Annotated in this window: 18 protein-coding genes; 17 read left to right on the top strand and 1 reads right to left on the bottom strand. The window is 42.4% G+C overall.

All coding sequences use genetic code 11. The annotated features are described in order from the left end of the window. Positions 1-183 precede the first annotated feature (183 nt). The 13 genes from PseudUWO311_RS21985 to PseudUWO311_RS21925 all read left to right on the top strand — a co-directional run bounded on the left by PseudUWO311_RS21985 (position 184) and on the right by PseudUWO311_RS21925 (position 14590). A complete protein-coding gene (locus PseudUWO311_RS21985; RefSeq protein WP_142657365.1) occupies positions 184-1215 on the top strand; it encodes a chlorophyll a/b binding light-harvesting protein in 1032 nt (343 codons plus the stop codon). A gap of 188 nt (positions 1216-1403) precedes the next feature. Next, the gene (locus PseudUWO311_RS21980) at positions 1404-2057 is read left to right on the top strand and encodes a Crp/Fnr family transcriptional regulator (RefSeq protein WP_142657364.1); all 654 of its coding nucleotides are present in this window, start codon (positions 1404-1406) and stop codon (positions 2055-2057) included. Between the two features lie 45 nt (positions 2058-2102). Then, positions 2103-2612 carry a flavodoxin FldA gene (gene fldA / locus PseudUWO311_RS21975; protein ID WP_142657363.1) on the top strand — a complete coding sequence of 170 codons (510 nt, stop codon included), beginning with the start codon at positions 2103-2105 and terminating at the stop codon, positions 2610-2612. Beyond that, complete coding sequence (locus tag PseudUWO311_RS21970; RefSeq protein ID WP_103666484.1) at positions 2605-2979, top strand: VOC family protein; 375 nt, start codon at positions 2605-2607, stop codon at positions 2977-2979. Before fldA ends, PseudUWO311_RS21970 begins: the two co-directional genes overlap by 8 nt. A 270-nt stretch (positions 2980-3249) precedes the next feature. After that, positions 3250-4191 carry a FecCD family ABC transporter permease gene (locus PseudUWO311_RS21965; protein ID WP_142657370.1) on the top strand — a complete coding sequence of 314 codons (942 nt, stop codon included), beginning with the start codon at positions 3250-3252 and terminating at the stop codon, positions 4189-4191. A gap of 2 nt (positions 4192-4193) precedes the next feature. Beyond that, positions 4194-5039 (top strand): ABC transporter ATP-binding protein, encoded by an 846-nt coding sequence (locus PseudUWO311_RS21960; RefSeq protein ID WP_142657362.1) that lies wholly within the window; start codon positions 4194-4196, stop codon positions 5037-5039. Between the two features lie 77 nt (positions 5040-5116). Beyond that, positions 5117-7783 (top strand): TonB-dependent hemoglobin/transferrin/lactoferrin family receptor, encoded by a 2667-nt coding sequence (locus PseudUWO311_RS21955; RefSeq protein ID WP_142657361.1) that lies wholly within the window; start codon positions 5117-5119, stop codon positions 7781-7783. 94 nt (positions 7784-7877) lie between these two features. Next, a complete protein-coding gene (locus PseudUWO311_RS21950; RefSeq protein ID WP_142657360.1) occupies positions 7878-8231 on the top strand; it encodes a VOC family protein in 354 nt (117 codons plus the stop codon). 157 nt (positions 8232-8388) lie between these two features. Further along, positions 8389-9012, top strand: coding sequence for a hypothetical protein (locus PseudUWO311_RS21945; protein ID WP_223807689.1), 624 nt, complete (start codon positions 8389-8391; stop codon positions 9010-9012). A gap of 84 nt (positions 9013-9096) precedes the next feature. Further along, positions 9097-10026: an ABC transporter substrate-binding protein gene (locus PseudUWO311_RS21940; RefSeq protein ID WP_223807688.1), complete on the top strand. Its 930-nt coding sequence runs from the start codon at positions 9097-9099 to the stop codon at positions 10024-10026. Between the two features lie 387 nt (positions 10027-10413). Continuing rightward, positions 10414-11007 carry a plasmid pRiA4b ORF-3 family protein gene (locus PseudUWO311_RS21935; protein WP_142657359.1) on the top strand — a complete coding sequence of 198 codons (594 nt, stop codon included), beginning with the start codon at positions 10414-10416 and terminating at the stop codon, positions 11005-11007. 226 nt (positions 11008-11233) lie between these two features. Beyond that, positions 11234-11554, top strand: a complete 321-nt coding sequence (locus PseudUWO311_RS21930; protein ID WP_142657358.1) for a DUF433 domain-containing protein — start codon at positions 11234-11236, stop codon at positions 11552-11554. A 57-nt stretch (positions 11555-11611) separates the two neighbouring features. Next, a complete protein-coding gene (locus PseudUWO311_RS21925) occupies positions 11612-14590 on the top strand; it encodes a COR domain-containing protein (protein ID WP_142657357.1) in 2979 nt (992 codons plus the stop codon). Positions 14591-14757: 167 nt separating this feature from the next. Here PseudUWO311_RS21925 and bioU read toward each other — a convergent pair whose 3' ends face one another. Further along, entirely contained in the window at positions 14758-15741 is a 984-nt protein-coding gene (bioU, locus tag PseudUWO311_RS21920; protein WP_142657356.1) for a (S)-8-amino-7-oxononanoate synthase BioU, read from the bottom strand. Positions 15742-15986: 245 nt separating this feature from the next. Here bioU and PseudUWO311_RS21915 point away from each other — a divergent pair, with 245 nt between their 5' ends. The 4 genes from PseudUWO311_RS21915 to PseudUWO311_RS21900 all read left to right on the top strand — a co-directional run bounded on the left by PseudUWO311_RS21915 (position 15987) and on the right by PseudUWO311_RS21900 (position 19472). Then, positions 15987-16361 carry a DUF433 domain-containing protein gene (locus tag PseudUWO311_RS21915; protein ID WP_103666631.1) on the top strand — a complete coding sequence of 125 codons (375 nt, stop codon included), beginning with the start codon at positions 15987-15989 and terminating at the stop codon, positions 16359-16361. Then, entirely contained in the window at positions 16358-16753 is a 396-nt protein-coding gene (locus PseudUWO311_RS21910) for an ACP S-malonyltransferase (protein ID WP_142657355.1), read from the top strand. Before PseudUWO311_RS21915 ends, PseudUWO311_RS21910 begins: the two co-directional genes overlap by 4 nt. Positions 16754-16903: 150 nt before the next feature. Further along, positions 16904-18595: an NAD-binding protein gene (locus PseudUWO311_RS21905; protein ID WP_142657354.1), complete on the top strand. Its 1692-nt coding sequence runs from the start codon at positions 16904-16906 to the stop codon at positions 18593-18595. Positions 18596-18770: 175 nt separating this feature from the next. Continuing rightward, complete coding sequence (locus tag PseudUWO311_RS21900) at positions 18771-19472, top strand: energy-coupling factor ABC transporter permease (RefSeq protein WP_142657353.1); 702 nt, start codon at positions 18771-18773, stop codon at positions 19470-19472. The last annotated feature ends 19 nt before the right edge of the window (positions 19473-19491 follow it).

Below are 19491 nucleotides of genomic sequence, written 5' to 3'. Positions count from 1 at the left end.
GTGCTTCGCACTGCCTATCCCACTTCTTTATAAATATTAAGCTTTATTAAGTTTTTAATGATAGTAATTCTCAACAAAGAATTTTCTAGTAGCATAAGCAAAGAAAATTTATTGCAACTTATTCCTATTAGCTGCAACTCAAACTGCAAATTTTTTGGTAACTTACTGTTGATCTAATTAGCTATGCAAATCTCTGAAAATCCGAACGTTAAATCTGATTGGTGGGCTGGGAATGCCCGTTTTGCAGATCTCTCAGGTCTTTTTATCGTTGCTCATGTTGCTCAAGCAGCATTAATTGCTTTTTGGGCTGGTGCTTTTACCCTATATGAAATCTCATGGTATAGAGCAGATTTGCCTATGGGTAGCCAAGGCTTAATTTTACTGCCACATCTTGCTTCTTTAGGTATTGGTGTTGGCGAAGGTGGAGTCTTTATTGATAGTTATTCCTATTTTGTAATTGGTTCACTACACCTGATCTCATCCGCAGTTTTGGCGGCGGGAGCATTGTTTCACCTCACTAAAACCCCAGCTAGTCTCAAAGAGCTAAAAGGCTTTGCCCAAAATTTTCACTTTGAATGGACTGATTCGCGGAAATTAGGAATCATCTTGGGTCATCATTTGCTGTTTTTAGGAGCAGGAGCATTATTGCTTGCCGCAAAAGCAATGTACTTTGGTGGGCTTTATGACTCGACTATTCACGCTGTTAGGGTTGTGGCTGCGCCAACTCTTGATCCATTGGTGATTTATGGCTATCAAACTCATTTTGCAAATGTAAATAGCTTAGAAGATCTCGTCGGCGGACATATTTATGTAGGAATTATGCTTTTGGCTGGTGGAGTTTGGCATATCGTGATGCCTCCTTTGGCTTGGGCGAAGAAAGTCTTGATTTTCTCTGGTGAGGCAATTCTCTCTTATTCATTAGGCGGTATCGCGCTAGCTGGTTTTGTTGCTTCTTACTTCTGCGCGGTGAATACTCTTGCCTATCCAGTGGAATTTTACGGCGAAATTTTGCAAGTGAAGCTCAGTGTTATGCCTTTCTATGCTGACACAGTGACATTGCCCTTCGGAGCGCATACTCCTCGCTGCTGGCTGGCTAATGCTCATTTCATCTTGGCGTTCTTATTCTTGCAAGGACATTTGTATCACGCACTGAAAGCGATCGGCTTTGATTTCGGTCGCGTTAGTCGCGCCCTAAATATGGCGGCTGCGGAATAACAGTTCATATTTCTACTAAGAGTTTGGCAAAGCCAAACTCTTAGTAGAAATATGGCTTTCTAAAAAATATTAGAGAACAAAATCATGGCGATGTTTCTTGGCAGTTTATTAACGATCGCATCAATAACTTATCTGGCAAACTTTTGGCTACTGATGGCGCTGATACATAAATAAAAGAGGTTCAAGCAATGAATTCTACATTAGTTAAATTAGCAGATAACCATTTATCTATTCCACTTGCGCCGCCAAGGGTTTTGCACCTTCTCAACCATGGACTCAAAAGCTATTATTTCAAGCGTTACGAGTATATTCCACTTCGTAGTGATGTGTTGTGGCGCATTAAAACTGGAATTGTGCGGACGATGACTTGGGATGAAGACGGCAACCAGATTATCTTGGGACTATGGAATGAAGGCGATATTGTTGGTAGCCTCATGTCAACTCTCGATCCTTATCAGATGCAGTGCTTGAATGATGTTGAGGTGGAAATCTTACCATCGATTTTATGGGAACAGGCTTCTAGCGCAATTATTGACCATTGTCAGCAAACGCAACAGTTATTGAATATTGCTCATTGCCGCACTACTGATGTCAAACTCAAGAAGTTTCTCATTTGGTTGTCTAGAAAGTTTGGGAAATCTTGCGATCGCGGTATGACTATTTGCCTTAAGCTCACCCATCAAGATATTGCCGATACAATTAGTTCGACCAGAGTAACCATGACGCGATCGCTCAATCAACTGCGACTACAAGGGTTACTCAGTTGGGAAAATCATTATTTAACGTTGCATCAAAACTTCCCTGAAAGGTCATTTTCGTCTTTGCAGGAATCCCCTATTTAAGTTCTCAACATTTGCTCATTATTCTAAACAAGGAAAAATACAACTATGGCTAAGATTGGACTGTTTTTTGGTACTCAGACTGGAAATACTGAGAGTGCGGCTGAAGAAATTCAGAAAGCATTTGGTGCTGGGCTTGTGGATTTACATGATGTCGCCAAAGCCGATACTAGTGATTTTGAAGGCTATGATTGCCTAATCGTTGGTTGTCCGACTTGGAATATCGGTGAATTGCAATCAGACTGGGAAGGTTTGTACGCTGAACTTGATGATGTTGATTTTTCTGGGAAGAAAGTTGCTTATTTCGGGTGTGGTGATCAGGTTGGCTATTCGGATAACTTCTTAGATGCGATCGGTATTCTCGAAGAAAAGATCACAGAACGTGGAGGCAAGACCATTGGTTATTGGTCAACGGAAGGTTATGAATTTGATGAATCCAAAGCAGTACGCAATGGTAAATTTGTTGGGTTGGCTCTAGATGATACTAATCAATCGGAGTTGACTGAGCAAAGATTGAAAAAGTGGGTAGCGCTGTTGAGGTCTGAGTTTGGTGTCTAACTTGAATGCTATAAACTTGAGAGCCTTTGTTCCTGCAAAAGATTTCAATCTCTCCAAGTCATTTTATCTAGACCTTGGATTTGAAATATTTTATGAAGATGCGGAACTAGCTGTCTTTAATGTTGGTAATACAGGTGTAGGCTTTTTCTTACAGAATTTTTATGTAAAGGAACTTGCCGAAAACCTAATGATGCATTTGTTGGTCGAAGATGTTGATAGTTGGTGGGCTGAATTCCAAAGCCGCAACATTGCTGAAAAGTATAAGGTGAGAGTTATTCCACCAAAACAGCAGGAATGGAAAATGCGCGACTTTGTTGTTTTTGATCCCTCAGGTGTTTTATGGAGGATTGCTGAAAACTCACAATGATATTTTTTTCACCTAGCGAATATATAGCTATAAGTAGGAAAGCTTAATTAAATGTAGGATGCGTTAGTGCAACGTAACGCATCAATAGTAAAAATGATGGGTTACGCTATTGCTAACCCATCCTACGTCTACGCTTAATTTCAGCAACTTACTTAGCAAAAGTTAGGATTAGATTTATTCAGGTTGATTTGATTAATGACAGTTCAGAAATTTAAATTTAATCATTTGCTTTTGCGCGATCGCTTCCTGCCAACTTTAGTTTTGCTAACGATGGGACTACTGCTAACGATGGCAATTTCGCTATGCCAAGGAGCCGTCCCGCTTAGCTGGAATGATCTCTGGCAAGCGCTCTGGCATAAAGGCGAATCAATTAATCAAACGATTATTTGGGAACTGCGATTACCGCGCATTATTGCGGCGATGGTAGTCGGTGCGGCGCTAGGAATGTCGGGCGCATTGTTGCAAGGAATGCTGCGCAATGGACTTGCCGATCCGTTTGTGTTGGGCATTTCCGCAGGCGCAGGACTAGTCGCGATCGCAATGATTACCCTCGGTGTAGTGCAGACTTTGGTTCCTGTGGGTGCATGGCTAGGTGCGATCGCTACCGCAATACTCGTTTATACCCTTGGCTACTTAGGTGGTGGACTATCGGTCGAGCGCTTGATTTTGGCGGGTGTGGCGATTAGCTCGATGTTTGGCGCAATTCAGACAACATTGCTATTACTCGCTGATGATGGCAGGATTCAGTCGGCGCTAAATTGGTTGATCGGCAGTCTCAATGGTCGCGGATGGGCTGAAGTGAATAATGTTGGGCCATATGTGGGCATGGCACTAATTGCTGGTTGCTTGTTAGCGCGTCCGCTCAATTTGCTCAATCTCGGCGACGATATGGCTTCAGGTTTGGGAACTTCACTTGTGCGATCGCGTTTAGCGATCGGTGCTGTGGCAAGTTTACTTGCCGCAAGTGCCGTCAGTATGTCGGGACTAATTGGCTTTGTCGGCTTGGTTGTGCCACATGGTGTGCGCTTACTGGTCGGTTCTGATTATCGATGGATTTTGCCATGTTCGGCGATCGGTGGTGCATGGGTGCTAACACTAGCAGATTTGCTGTCGCGATTAGGAACGGTGGAATTGCCTGTGGGTGCAGTTACTGCGTTGTTAGGTTCACCACTATTTATTTTGTTGCTCTATCGACGCGGCAAGAGAGGTTAGAAATGGATAATTATGATCTTTCTAATGCTATTCCTGATGCGTTATTAGAATCAAAACATCTCTTTGGTGGCTATAGCAAACAGGCGATCTTAAAGGATGTGTCGCTATCTTTGCATAAAGGAGAATGGCTAAGCCTAGTCGGAGCAAATGGTTCAGGTAAATCAACTTTATTACGATTATTTAGCCGTATCCTCACGCCTCAAACTGGCGCAGTTTTACTTGATGGCAAAGCGATTCATCAACAATCTGCACAATCGGTAGCGCGACAGTTGGCGATTTTGCCACAGCAACAAGTTGTTCCATCAGGGTTAACGGTGCGACAACTGGTTAGCCTCGGACGTACACCTCATCAACCTTGGTGGCAATGGGATCTCAGTTTAGAGGATCGCGAAATGGTCGAGACTGCGATCGCGCAAACCCAGTTAATCGAATTTAGCGATCGCCCTGTGGATCAGCTTTCGGGTGGTGAGCGTCAAAGGGCTTTTTTAGCTTTGACCTTAGCGCAAGATCCACAAGTTCTATTGCTAGATGAGCCGACTACATTTTTGGATTTGCATCATCAGTTAGAGCTATTGGAACTATTGAAAATGCTCAATCACGAGCGTCAATTGTCGATTGTTACGGTGCTGCATGATATTAATCTGGCGGTGCGTTATAGCGATCGCATTGCCATGCTGAAGAAAGGAGAAATTGTCGCGATCGGTACTCCTGATCAAGCGATCACGCCTGAAAATTTACGTCAAGTTTTTGATGTGGAAGCAATGACAATCATTACTCCTGTAGGTTTACAGATTTGCTTGCTGTCGCCATCACATACTTTAGTCAGGAGTCGCGATCCTACCAAATAAGCTTTCAAAGCTATCAAAAAAGGGCAAGCGCCAACTTGCCCTCAATTTATCGACATCAAATCGACATCAAACATCATATGAAATTTCATCACATTCTGCTTAAGAATGCCGTATTCTTATTGCTTAGTATTCCGATATTATTTTTGTTCTCAGAATTAGCGATCGCTGAAAATATTTCTCATGAGAAAGAAAATCCTGATGAAGAAAAGGGGCTGAAGCCCCTTTTCATAAAAATCGCCCAAGCTTCTCCCGTTCAAGTTACCAATGTTCAAATCAATCCTAGTGATGCAAGACTAGAGATTATTTTGGAAACCGCAGAAGGGAGATCGCTTCAGATTGACACCAATAGATTTAGGATTGAAGGGAATAATCTGGTTGCAGATATTCCCAATGCTGTGCTGGCAATTCCTGACCAGCAGGAATTTAGCGCCGCTGATCCTACTGCTGAAATCAGCAAAATCAACATTACTCAACTTGATGCGAATACCTTGCGGGTCAATGTGTTTGGTAATGGCAAGCCACCCACCCAAGAAGTTTCGTTGAAAACTCAAGGACAGCTTTTTAGCCTCAATCGTGATGGTGAACCTGAAGAAGAAATTACGGTCACAGGTACAAGAACTGCTAGACCAACAAGGCTAACCCCTGGGTCGATCGCAGTTATTGATGCTGACAAAATCGATCAAAATCTATCTCAGGATTTGCGCGATGTCTTCCGTTACGAACCAAACGTCTCGGTTGGGAATAATCGCCGCTATGGATTGCAAGATATCAATATTCGGGGCTTAGGCGGCAACCGTGTTTTGATTCTCAATGATGGGATTCGGCTTCCAGCCCAGTTTTCTTTTGGCACATCTTCTCTTGGGCGTGACTACGTTGATATTGAAAGCTTGCAACGGGTTGAAGTAGTCCGAGGGCCAGCTTCCGCTCTTTATGGTAGCGATGCTCTGGGCGGCGTGGTTAGCTTCCGTACTATAGATCCCGAAGATTTACTCAAAAAGCGCCCCGATCAATCAGTGGTGACTAGTCTCTCGACTAATGTGGAAACAGCCGATCGCAGTTTTACAAATACCGCCGCGATCGCATTCCGTGATGGCAATTTGGAAGGCTTGCTCGGCTACACTCGCCGTGATGGATCTGAGGCAAGGGTTCCCACGGGTAACGAGTTTGTTGATAGTCGTAGCAATGGGCGTAACAACTGGCTCGGCAAATTGGTCTATCGTATTGATGCAACTAGCAAAATTGGTTTCGCTGCGGAGATCTTCCGTAATCGCGACAACTTTAGAGTTGCGCCTATTACTATAACTGGGTTGCAATCACCGACAGGATTTCGAGGACAGGATGAGACTTTAGATAATAATGTCTCCCGCGATCGCTTTAGTATCTCCTATGATTTCAACGATCCCAATAGCACCAGCTTTTTGACCGCAGCCAAAGCCCAGATCTACTATCAAAACTCTAATGTTGAAGAAATTCGTACTCAGGATTTTGTCAGAACTGCTGCTGGTGCTGACCGCCGTCGTTTGCGTAATCTCACTAATACATTTAGCGATCGCCTTCTTGGAGGTGAAGTAGAGTTCCAAAGTCGTTTTAAAATCAATGAGATTCTTAATACTCTGACCTATGGAATTGATATTTCTACTACTCGTAATGAGCGTGTTCGTAACGGTACTGAAAATCGCTTTAATGCCACAGGAACAAATATTTTCACTACTAAGGTGGTTGGCGCGGATAATTTCCCTGTCAAGGACTTTCCTGATTCAGACACTTTCCGTTTGGGCATCTATGTCCAAAATGCAATTGATTTTAGTGATACCTTTACATTGATTGCAGGACTTAGATTTGATTCCTATCAACTCAAAACTAAAATCGATGAAATCTATCTGCGAAATTCTCCTGTTGCAACAGCCGCTGACTTTAGTGAATCGGCAATCTCACCCAGCCTTGGATTGGTTTGGCAAGCCTCGCCAGAATGGACATTGACAGGACGCTATGCTAAAGGATTTCGCACACCCTTATATAGTGAAATTAACTCTGGCTTCACCAATCTCACCAGCCCCACTTTCCGTTACCAAACCCTATCGAATCCTAACCTTAGACCTGAGACCAGTGATACTTTTGAGATTGCAGTTAGAGCTAACTATCCCCAGTTCAACTTCAATCTCACAGGTTTTTACAATAGCTATAGTAACTTCATTGAATCCTTTGCGAGTGCGGGAGTTGCAACAGTTAACGGGATTCCAAATGTGAGTCTATTTCAAACTCAGAATGTGGCGAAGGCAAGTACCTTTGGAATTGAATTGGGTAGTGAGTATCGCTTTAGTCCTACAAATGATGGATTCAGCCTGATTGCAGCTCTGGGGCTAACGGTTGGTGAAAATCAAACTACCAATCAACCGTTGGAAACCGTTGATCCGATTAAGTTGGTGACAGGCTTGCGCTATCGTGCCCCTGAGAATATTTGGGGAGCCGATTTGATTGCCACTTTTGCAGGTCAACCCCGACTTGCAAGCAATCGACCAGCCAATGCTTATACACCGCAAGGTTATACAGTCATTGACCTGACAGGATTTTACAAAATCACTCCGCAGCTAACTCTGAATATGGGAATTTTCAATCTATTTAATAGCCAATATTTCCTTTATTCTGACGTTCGCCCACTGGTTACGGCTCCTGCCCCAACGGATCTCGCTAGATTTGCTCAATCAGGAATTAGTCTCAGGGCTGGGCTGACATTTGTTTTTTAAAAGTTTTCCAATCATCAAAACGGCAATGCCATTTTGATGATTGGGATAAAAGGCGCAAGTACCACTTTATTATATTGATTAGGAGAATCTCAAAATGACCGTGCAATTTCGACATATCATGCTGATGATAAAAGATGTTCCTGCTGCTGCGAACTTCTATAGTTCAGGTTTAGGTTTAGAAATTACTAAACTGAGTCCTAACATGGCAGAACTTGATGCCAATGGCACGAAGATTATTATGCATGGAGTGGAAGAGTCTCCAAAAACTGGAGGCTCTCCAATTCTGAGCTTTCATGTGGATAATCTAGTTGAGACAATTGCTAAATTAGAATCACTCGGTGGTCAGCTAGAGGGACGTATTCGCGAACCTTCCTTTGGCAAAGTTGCCGCCGTTCGTAGTCCCGAAGGTCATTTACTAAGTTTATTGCAACCTGCAACAGATAAATAATACCAATCATAGAAAGTGTGATTACACTTTCTATGATTGAAAGCTAAGAGCGTGTTTGAGAAGTTTTTTACCCCCCCTTAATCCCCCCTTGCAAAGGGGGAGGATTTAAGTTTCCCCCCTTTGCAAGGGGGGATTAAGGGGGGGAAAGCAGAAATTTATGCTAGTTAGGAGACTTCTCAAACACCCTCTAAATCCAGAGAGGATTTCAAATATTCAAAGTGGCAACGCCATTTTGAATATTTGGATAACTGATGGCAACAACATTAAAAGTAATAAACCTACGACAAATATGACCTTTGAAGCCGCGATCGCCTACACCGAAACTTTACGAGTACGAAAAGATTTAGAAGCTTCACAACTAAAATCAGAAATTGAAGCGCTTATTAAAACCTCAAATGGAGCGAGAGGATTTTTTGTAAGCTTTTTGACAGGAGAATGGGAATTAGCGGATATTCCTAGCGAAGCAATCATTCAAGCTTTGCAAGCTGAGCCTAATGCGATCGCTGAATTGCTAGTCAAAAATCTGGCTATGTCAACGGCAATGGCAATTACCCATCAACGTAATGGCAACCTCGAACAAGCTCATGGTTCTGAGCGCGTGGCTAAACGTACAGCCCTCTTGATCGAGAAAGTAGATCTGCCAGAAGTTCGTGCAATTGCAGTTCAAATGCAGAACTCTGCAATTTTTAATACTGGAGATTACAAGGCTTTTCTTGAGAAATGGGGATATGATGCTGAGCAAAAACAAGCGATCGCTAATGTCCTAACTATCACAAGTTAAATACATCACAATAACAACGCAGTTTTAATCGTGCGAGTTATTTAATTTACGCTCTGAAGTTAACAAGCTTTATATTAAACAAAGATGATTTATCAAGTATGCAAATTTATGCGATCGCTAAGAAATTGGTTGATTATCCTTATAGTCGCCACATTTATTGTTTCCTGTACACCTGCCATTCCTTCTCAATCCCCAGTTCCACCTGCTGTCAATAGCTCACAAGCTAAATCTCCCGAAGTTAAACCCGCTAATGCTTCAAAGGTAGTTGCTTTGACTTCACTTTCAGCTGATATCATCTATCGATTAGATAAAAACAAACTAGTGGGGATTCCAGGGAGTCGGTTGCTGAGAGAGAATGCGGAAATGTCTAAGCTCCCCCAAGTTAGTGAAGGACAAACGCCTCCAAATTTAGAGAAAATCATTGCCCTCAAGCCTGATTTGGTAATCGGTGCAACGGGTTTTCACGATCAGATTCTTGCTAAGCTGAAGGAGCTAGGCATTAGGACAATGACCTCTCGCATTACAAGTTGGCAGTCATTAGAGGAATTAACCAAGGAGATCGCTACCGAAATTCAAGCCGATCCCACGGCACTAATTCAGTCCTATCAAGCTTTCATCTCGACCAAAGCCACTAAACCAGAATCAACTCTAGTTTTAGTGAGTTCTCAACCAATCCTTGCTCCGAATAAGAACAGTTGGGCAGGAGACTTACTAACCAAGTTCCAAATAGAAAATGCGGCGGCTGAATTGCAAGGTCAAAGCTTACAAAAAGGCTATATCACTCTTTCTGCTGAGAAAATCTTAGAGACAAATCCCAAGGTGTTGATTTTGGTTGATTTTGGTGATGGTGAGATCAATAAGCTCAAAGAAGCTCCATTCTGGAATAAGCTCGATGCTGTAACTAGCAATCGTGTCTATACACTTGGTTACTATGGTTTAGTCAACCCTGGAAGTATTGATGCGATCGCTAAGGCTTGTGCACAATTGCAAGCGATCGTTAGCGCTAAGGCTTAGAAACCACTTAAGAATTACTTCTTGCGTTCAAAAGCCCTAAGAGATCCCTCTCAATCTCCCTAAAAAGGGGGAAGAATTTAATTCTTTCCCCTTTTTACTTGTTTGAGATCGCCTTTTGGCGAGGAAATAGCCAAAGATTTTGCTAATGACAAATAAATCATAGATAATTACCTACAAGCCCAGATCCCCGACTTTTTTTGTAAATTTGCAAATTCCTTTTGCTTGAGTAGAAAAAGTCGGGGATCTCAACCTCCAATCCCAACCCAATTTTTACCTTTTTCCTTTTTCCTTTTTCCTTGAAATATCGCTAGGGATTAGTTGAAGACTTAGCTTGATGTAATTATTTAGGTAGTAGAATTTTAAAATCCTTTAGTTTTTAAGTAACTTATGCCCCGATCAACCCGATCAATATTGCAACTAAAAATTACTTTAGAAGATATTCGCCCTCCGATTTGGCGCAGGGTGTTAGTAGAAAGTACGATGAAGTTAGATGAGCTACATCTGGTGATTCAAGCAATCATGCCTTGGCAAAATTACCACCTACACAGTTTTGAAAGTAGTGAAGCTAGTTATATGCCATTAATGCCCGATGACGCTTTGTTTGATTTTGGAACACCTTCTAAAGATGAAGCAAAATTTAAAATTAGTCAGGTGTTAACCGATGAGAAAAGTTGGATCAGGTATATCTATGACATGGGTGACGGTTGGCAACATAAAATTGTTTTAGAGAAAATCTTAGCTCCCGATCCCAAACTCAAGTATCCTATTTGCATTAAGGGGAAACGAGCTTGTCCTCCAGAAGATTGCGGTGGAGCATGGGGCTATATGGATCTGTTAGAGATTTTGTCAGATCCTAGTCATCCAGATTATGCCGAAATGATGGAATATCACGAGGAAGGGCTTGATGCTGAGGCTTTTGACTTGGCTGAAATTAATGAAAGTCTATCTAATTACAAACTGGGGAAATTGGATTTTTCTTGAGATTAGTTGTGCCTAATAGCTTTAAAATCCCCATTTTACCTTTTTACTTTTTCCTTGATAATTACCTACAAGCCCAGATCCCCGACTTTTTTTGTGAATTTGAAAATTCCTGTTGCTAATGATCCTGAGTTGACGAAGTTTGCGGCGTTGGATGGTGGGTATTACCAAAATCAAGAGAAATAATGTTATTTTTAAGCCAGCATTACTTGTTGAGGGTGCGTTAAACATGACAACAGTAATTAACAACCATATTGAGATTACTCAAGGTGTTTGCGGTGGTAAACCTCGGATTGCTGGACAACGGATTAGGATTGAGGACATTGCGATCTGGCATGAACGGATGGGTTTGTCTGCTGATGAAATAGTCTCTCAATATCCATCTATCACGCTGTCGGATGTTTATTCTGCATTGGCTTATTATCACGATCATTTTCGGGAAATTAGACAACAGATCGCTGAGGATGAGGCTTTTGCGATGGAAATGAAGGCTAAAACGAATTCTCTTTTGCAACAAAAGTTGGAGGAGCGTTATGGTGGAATCAATTAATCGCCCCAAACCCAACCCAATTTTTCCTTTTACCTATTTACTTTTTCCTTGAAAATTATGAATCTCTTTTCAGCTAATCCATTTACATCTGTAGAAGAACTAATTGCTAAAGCTGCGCGGGAAAGTTGGGAAGAACTCGATCTGGCGGGTATGGGGATAAGGGAATTGCCATCTTCTATTGGTCAATGCAAAAGTTTGAAGAAATTAATTTTAGGAAAATCGCAACCCAAAAGGACTTGGTGGACTCTCTTCATTTTAGAACACGAATATGAAACTGAAGAAGTTGGCAATCCTCTTGAAACATTGCCTTCTGAATTAGCGAATTTAGTCAATCTTAAAGATCTACAAATTCCCTATAACAACATTAGTGAGATTCCAGAGGTAATTACTAATCTAACCAATCTACAAACGCTTGATCTATATTTCAACAATATTAGTGAGATTCCAGATGCGATCAAGGGGCTTATCAATCTACAATCCCTTTCTCTACACAACAACAAAATTAGTGAGATCCCTGATGCGATCAGAGGGCTGACCAATCTACAATCCCTTTCTCTAGGCTATAACAAAATTAGTGAGATTCCTGATGCGATCAGAGGGCTGACCAATCTACAATCCCTTTCTCTAGGCTATAACAAAATTAGTGAGATTCCTGATGCGATCAGAGGGCTGACCAATCTACAATCCCTTTCTCTACACGACAACAACATTAGTGGGATTCCTGATGCGATCAGAGAGCTGACCAATCTACAATCCCTTTCTCTACACGACAACAACATTAGTGGGATTCCCGATGCAATCAGAGGGCTGACCAATCTACGATTCCTTTCTCTAGGCAAAAACAACATTAGTGAGATTCCTGATGCGGTTTCAGAGCTGACCAATCTGCAATCCCTTGGTCTAAGTAGTAACAATATTAGTGTGTTACCTCAATCAATCACTAAGCTAACAAAGATTTCTTCATCTTCCATTTATAGTGGATTTAACTTATATGGAAACCCAATCTCAAATCCGCCTATGGAGATCGTTAACAAAGGTATGGATGCTATTCGTGAATATTTCCAACAATTAGAATCTGAAGGAGGAGAATATCTGTATGAAGCAAAGTTGCTGATTATTGGTGAAGGAGGAGCAGGCAAAACTTCACTAGCAAACAAGATTATCAATCCAAATTATAAACTCTGTGAAGAAGACAGTACCAAAGGAATCGAAGTATTACATTGGTCATTTTGCCGCGAAGATGGCAATCAAATTACTATCAATATTTGGGACTTTGGAGGTCAGGAAATCTACCATTCAACTCATCAATTTTTTCTAAGTAAGCGCTCTCTTTATGTCCTTGTTGCCGATAATCGCAAAGAAGACACCGACTTTTACTATTGGCTCAACGTCGTTGAACTGCTCAGCGACAACAGCCCAATTCTGATTGTCAAAAATGAAAAACAAGACCGCAAAAGGGAAATCAATGTCAATCAATTACGCGACGAGTTTGATAATCTTAAAGATGTCCTTGAAACAAATCTTGCTAATAATCGCAACCTAGAAGCTATTGTAACTGCTTGTAAATATCATCTCAGCCAACTCCCTCACATTGGGCAAACCTTACCCAAAACATGGGTCAGAGTTCGCCGTATCCTTGAAAGCGATCCGCGTAATTTCATCACCCTTGAAACATATCTGCAAATCTGCGAAGACAATGGGTTCAAAGAGCGTAAGGACAAACTACAACTTAGCGACTATCTTCACGATCTGGGTATCTGTCTCCACTTTCAAGACGATGAAACCTCATCTCTATACAAAACCGTTATTCTCAAACCCAAATGGGGAACTGATGCCGCATATGCCGTTTTAGACAATTCACGAGTTATCCTCAATCACGGACATTTTACCCGTCAAGACCTTGCCACGATCTGGAGCGCTGACGAATATGAAGGAATGTACGGTGAATTGTTAGAGTTGATGAAAAAATTTCAACTTTGCTACGAAATTCCACAAGCTAAAGGTAGTTACATTGCTCCCCAGCTTCTCACTGAAACTCAGCCAGAATACACTTGGGATGACACTGAAAACCTTATCTTGCGATACACCTACGACTTTATGCCTAAAGGGATAATCCGCCAGTTCATCGTCACCATGCACGAAGATATAGAGAAAAACCAAGAGGACAAGCAAATTGTCTGGCGTAGCGGCGTAATCATCAATTCCAAAAACATCATTAACACCCGCGCCGAAGTTATAGAAAATTATGGGAAACGTGAAATTAAAATACGTGTCTTTGGCAAAAACAAAAGAGACTTGTTAACTACTGTTACTTACGAACTTGACAAAATCCACAATTCCTATAAACGCCTAAAAGATAAATATCAAAAGCTCATCCCCTGTAACTGTTCTACCTGTAAAGGTAGCCAAGATCCACATTTTTATAAACTAACTGACCTCAAACGACGCTACGAAAAGCGTGTAACTACAGTCCAATGTGAAATAAGCTATGACAACGTTGATGTATTAGGATTAATTGATGATATTGCATCGCGAACACAACCTCAAAATTCAACAAAAAATCTCGATCCAGAAGACGATCCAAAAGAGCGTTTTAACTTTAATTTTAATTTCAACATGGAAAACAACCAGCACAATCCCTCTATACAAATTAGCAGCCAAGAGCAAACTATGAGCGATTCTCAAAACACTTTAAATTTCCATAACTCAGTCGGACAATTTATCATGGGCGATCAAAATGTTGCAGGTGACAACATTGGCATACAAAATAACAACTATTCTCCCAATCTTGCCCAAGCCGCCAAAGAAATCAAAGAGCTACTCGATCAACTTTCTGAAGAATACAATCCCAATACAGAAAAGGGACAAAATCTCATTAAAGATGAAGCTGTCAATGCAATCAAAAAAGATTCCACACTTCAGCAAAAAATAGTCAATGCTCTCAAAGAAGGCAGCGTTACCACACTTGAAGAAGCTATCAATCATCCTGTTGCAAAAGTTGTAATTGCCACTGTCAAAGGTTTTCTTGAAGGGTAATACAGAGATTAAGATCCCCGACTTTTTCTTTGCGATCGCAGATCACTTCTACATAATCACAAAAAAAGTCGGGGATCTGGGCATTTTAAAGAAGTCAAAAATCCTTTCATAGGGTGCGTTATGCTTTCGCTAACACACCCTACAGATTCTAAGTTCCAAATAGAAACTTAACGGACAAACGCAGGCATCACCTCAGCCGCAGTCATCAACCCATAAATACCGCGTTGATGGAACTGCTTCCCAGCCTTGAGATAGCCAAACGCTGGCCCACACACATTCGCCGCCATACTCGTCTCATCGCCAAGCGTGAAAGTATGCGTCGAAATCTTGCCCTCAAAAGTACGACCTGTCAGCTTCATATTCGTGCTCAAAGGCTTCTTCGGATTGCGCGTATCAACCACACCACCCACAGTCACCCGATCGCGATCGCAAATACCCACACGCTCCAGCATGATGTCATCAGCATGTTCCATATTTTCCAACGCGATTAAACCATTGGTCTTTTCAAGCAGAGCTTCCACTTCCGCATCAGTCATCGCCTGAGCCATATCCACCGTATAGCCCGACATATGCGCAATATCTTCACGAATCGTAGCGCGATAGGCATTCCAATTCGCAATGCCAACCCCAAAAGTAATCTCGACCTTATGGACTTCCGCAAAGCTCTGAGCTGCGATCGCAGCCGCCGCAGTCAACAACCCTGGGGTTGCGCCACAACCAGACATATAAGTAATTCCTGCTGCCGAGAGTTCAGGAGCAAGAGCAATCATTTGCTCAACGGCACTAGTGCGCTTGATCGCATCAACTAGCACACCCTTCCAACCTGAAGCAATAAATTGCTTGGCAACACTTGCCATGAAAGTATTGGGTAGATTTGGCAATGCCAAGAAATAACCATCCACATCCTTTGCCGTAGCGATCGCCTCAGCAATACTATCTTGGGTCAAGATGCCCGATGATTCGAGATAACCTAGAGAACCTTTACTTTGATAGGCAGCGATCGCATCTGCGGCGTTGAGTCCATTGCGATCGTAAGTAAAGCCTTCCTTATCGGCGGCTACGACCAACTGCATTTCTTGCTTGGCGCTGAGCAACTTTGCCGCCGCCTGACCTAATCCGCCAAATCCTAAAATTCCAACTTTTAATGTCATTAATTTAAACTTCGTTTATCGAGGTAATTTTTAACTATGCTGCGATCCTCTAATTTGACATATTTTAGGACTCATTGCTACATAGGATTAAAGTGATGATTGGGCGAAAACTTGACTTTTCATAATAATTACCCAAACCCGTAGGTTGTGACGCTGCGGGGCTCAACCTTACGGGTTTGGGTTTGGGACTCAAGTTATAATTCAGGATAGGTATCAAGTAAAGATAAAAGCCATGAGGTTTCAATATGGTTGCATCACCCATTCAACAGCCAGAAATCATCCGCACAGAGCGCGGACTGACGATCTCTGGTACGCGCATCACTCTTTACGATGTGATGGACTACGTAACGGCTCAATACCCGCGTAAATTTATTCAAGGATTATTCGATCTAACAGAAGAGCAAATTAAAATTGCCTTAGATTATATTGACAAAAATCGCGCAGAAGTTGAATTAGAGTATCAAAGAGTTCTTAGAGAAACGGAAGAACTGCGACAATATTACGAAGAGCAAAATCGCGAACTAATTAATCGAATTGCAAAATTACCACCCAAGACTGGAACTGAAGCAGCTTGGGCAAAACTACATGCTTTAAAAGCAAGTCGTGAAGCCAAAGTATGATTTTCTTGATTGATCACAACCTCAAAGGTCATGCTCTAGTGTTCTTTGGCGCGATCGCTAGTCAAGGTTGGCTTGATATTATTCCGATCCAATTTTTCACATTTACAGAAATCAATTTACCAATTGATAGCGATGATAGGGTTGTGTGGCGATTAGCTCAAAAGAATCAGATGATTCTACTTACTGCAAATCGCAGTATGAAAGGTAAGGATTCTTTAGAGCAAGTCATGCGTGAGGAAAACACTTCAGAATCTTTGCCTGTAATCACAATTAGCAATGCTGATCGACTACTAAATGAGTCTGAATATCGAAATCGCTGTGTTGAAAAGCTGATTGAAATTGCGCTTGATGTTGATAATTATCGAGGCGCAAAGCGAATCTTTTTACCATAAATTACCCAAATTTGTAAGGTTGCGTCCCTGCTGGACGCAACCTTACAAATTTGGGATTGATTCGTGCTGTCAGCTACAGTCACAATGTCATCTATAGCTCACAATAGTTACGATAGTTCTATGGGTAGCGATCGCGATCGCACATAAGCAATGAAACCCCGCATTATCATCTGTGGTCTAGACCGAACAGGTTATAAGATTTTGAGCCTGCTGAAGCAGCAAGGCTGTCTTGTGGTCGGCATTCACGATCGCCCAATACATCATCCCGATGCCGAAATAGTGATTGGCGATCTGGCGGCGGCGGATACTTTGATTGCCGCAGGAATTAGAGACACGCAAACCTTGATTTTGGCGGGAGCCGATGAAACCCGCAACCTCACAATTTTAATGCAAGCGCGAGTACTTAATCCCCATGTCAGGATTATTAATCGCTTGTTTAACTCCAGTTTGGGCGTGCGTCTCGACTTGACATTGCCCAATCATTTGACCATGAGTGTGGCAGCCCTAGCTGCGCCAGTATTTGCCTTTAGCGCAATGGGTAGTGAAGCGATCGGGCAATTGCGACTATTCAACCAGACTTGGCCGATTCACGAAGAATATATCGACGATCGCCATCCTTGGCTAGGTAAACCACTATCGGAGTTTTGGGAAGATCGCACTCGCATGTTGATCTATTACTTGCCCTATGACGAAAGCAAAGTCGATCTGGTGAGTGCCGTTCTCAATGGTCGTACATTACAAAGAGGCGATCGCCTATTACTTGGTACACAACCCAGTGTGCGCACTGCATCACGCCCGATTTTGCAGAAAATATCGAAGCTCTTCATGAGCATTCGACACTTTCATGTGCATGGAAGAGCCGTGTTATTTACTGCGATCGCCTTATTACTCACAATTTTTTCGGCAACGGTGGTATATACCAGTTTCCAGCTGAAAGTTTCGTTAGTAGATGCGCTCTATTTCTCGGTGGGTATGATTACAGGAGCTGGTGGCAACGAGCAGGTTGTGGAACATTCTGCTGATAGCATCAAAGTCTTTACGATTGTAATGATGCTGGTTGGTACGGCGGTAGTTGGGATTTTTTACGCAATCTTAAATGATTTTATTCTTGGCTCCAGACTGAGAAACTTTTGGGATGCAGCGCGAGTACCACAGCGAAATCATATTGTGGTTTGCGGTTTAGGTAGTGTTGGCGTGCAGACAGCATTGCAACTAGTCAGCTATGGCTACGAAGTTTTGGTGATAGAACGCGACTTAAATAATCGCTTTTTAGATACCGTGCGAGCGAATGGTATTCCCGTCCTTCATGGTGATGCTAGCCTGCCGACTACGCTCAAAGCTGCCAATCTCGAAAAAGCGGAAAGTATACTTGCGGTCACAAGCAATGACACAGACAATCTCGAAATTGCACTCAATGCTAAGGGCATTGCGCCCCGATGTCGGGTGGTGGTGCGCTACGACGATCCCTACTATGCCAGCATGGCACAGGAAGTATTTGATTTTGAGTCAGTTCTCAGTCCTCCCGAAATTGCGGCTCCTGCCTTTGCCTCCTCGGCATTAGGTGGACGTATTCTCGGTAATGGCATTGTCGCTGATAGTCTCTGGGTCGCGATCGCAACAATGATTACTCCCAATCATCCATTCTGCGGAAAACCAGTGTGTGAAGCTTCAATGACAGCAGATTTTGTCCCGCTTTATATCGAAACTTCTTGCCAAACAATTCATGGATGGAATTTATTAGAGGCTTCGCTAAGTGCAGGAGATATTCTTTATTTGACAATGCCTGCGGCAAAGTTAGAACAACTCTGGCGCGTTGCACCCTTTCAAGTAGCAGTTAGCTAGGCAACTTGTATTGATTTTTTGTTTTGCCTACCGCAAATCGCTTTATTAATCTTCTGTTATTTTGGATGCCAAACTGGCGAAATATCTTTATCATAATCTAGAGGATATGAGAGGCGGCGCTTTCCACCGCCTCTCATATCCTCTAGATTACTATCCTAATACTTACGAGGCGTTGATGCTTTCTTTTCCAGTCTATGTGGCGATGCATATTCCCGATGGGTATCTGAGTTTACCTGTAAGTTTAGTCACAGGGAGCATTGCGATCGCCTTAATTGCCCTCTCTCTTAATCGAGTTCAGTCAGAATATAAAGAACGTACCGTTCCGCTCATGGGAGTGAGTGCTGCTTTTATATTTGCCGCACAGATGATTAATTTCCCAATTGTGGGCGGTACATCTGGACATTTACTCGGAGGAACTCTAGCAGGTATCTTGCTTGGCCCTTGGGCGGGTTCGTTAGTAATGTCAGTGGTCTTCATCGTGCAGTCTGTCATGTTTCAGGATGGTGGACTGACGGCTCTAGGTGCAAATATCACGATTATGGGATTAATTGGAACCTTTGGTGGTTATTATCTCTATCGAGTGATTAGATTTTTGATTGGGCGCAATACTTGGTTAGGCATGAGTGTTGGCACTGCGATCGCTTCATGGACAAGTGTAGTTGTGGCATCGGCAGTTTGTGCGGTAATGTTGGCTCTTTCAGACACCGTTCCCTTGGCTTTAGGAATGACCGCTATGCTCTCTTGGCATTTCATGATCGGCATTGGCGAAGCATTTATTACTCTCGCAGTAACTAGCTTTATCTGGAAGACTCGCCCTGAGCTAATTTACGATGTTCCTCTATCCGCAATTAAACAAACTGAATCAGATCATTTTTAGGTTGACATAAAAGCCATAA

The organism is Pseudanabaena sp. UWO311 (assembly GCF_006937785.1).
GTDB lineage: Bacteria > Cyanobacteriota > Cyanobacteriia > Pseudanabaenales > Pseudanabaenaceae > Pseudanabaena.
This window is presented reverse-complemented; position numbering and strand designations above follow the sequence as displayed.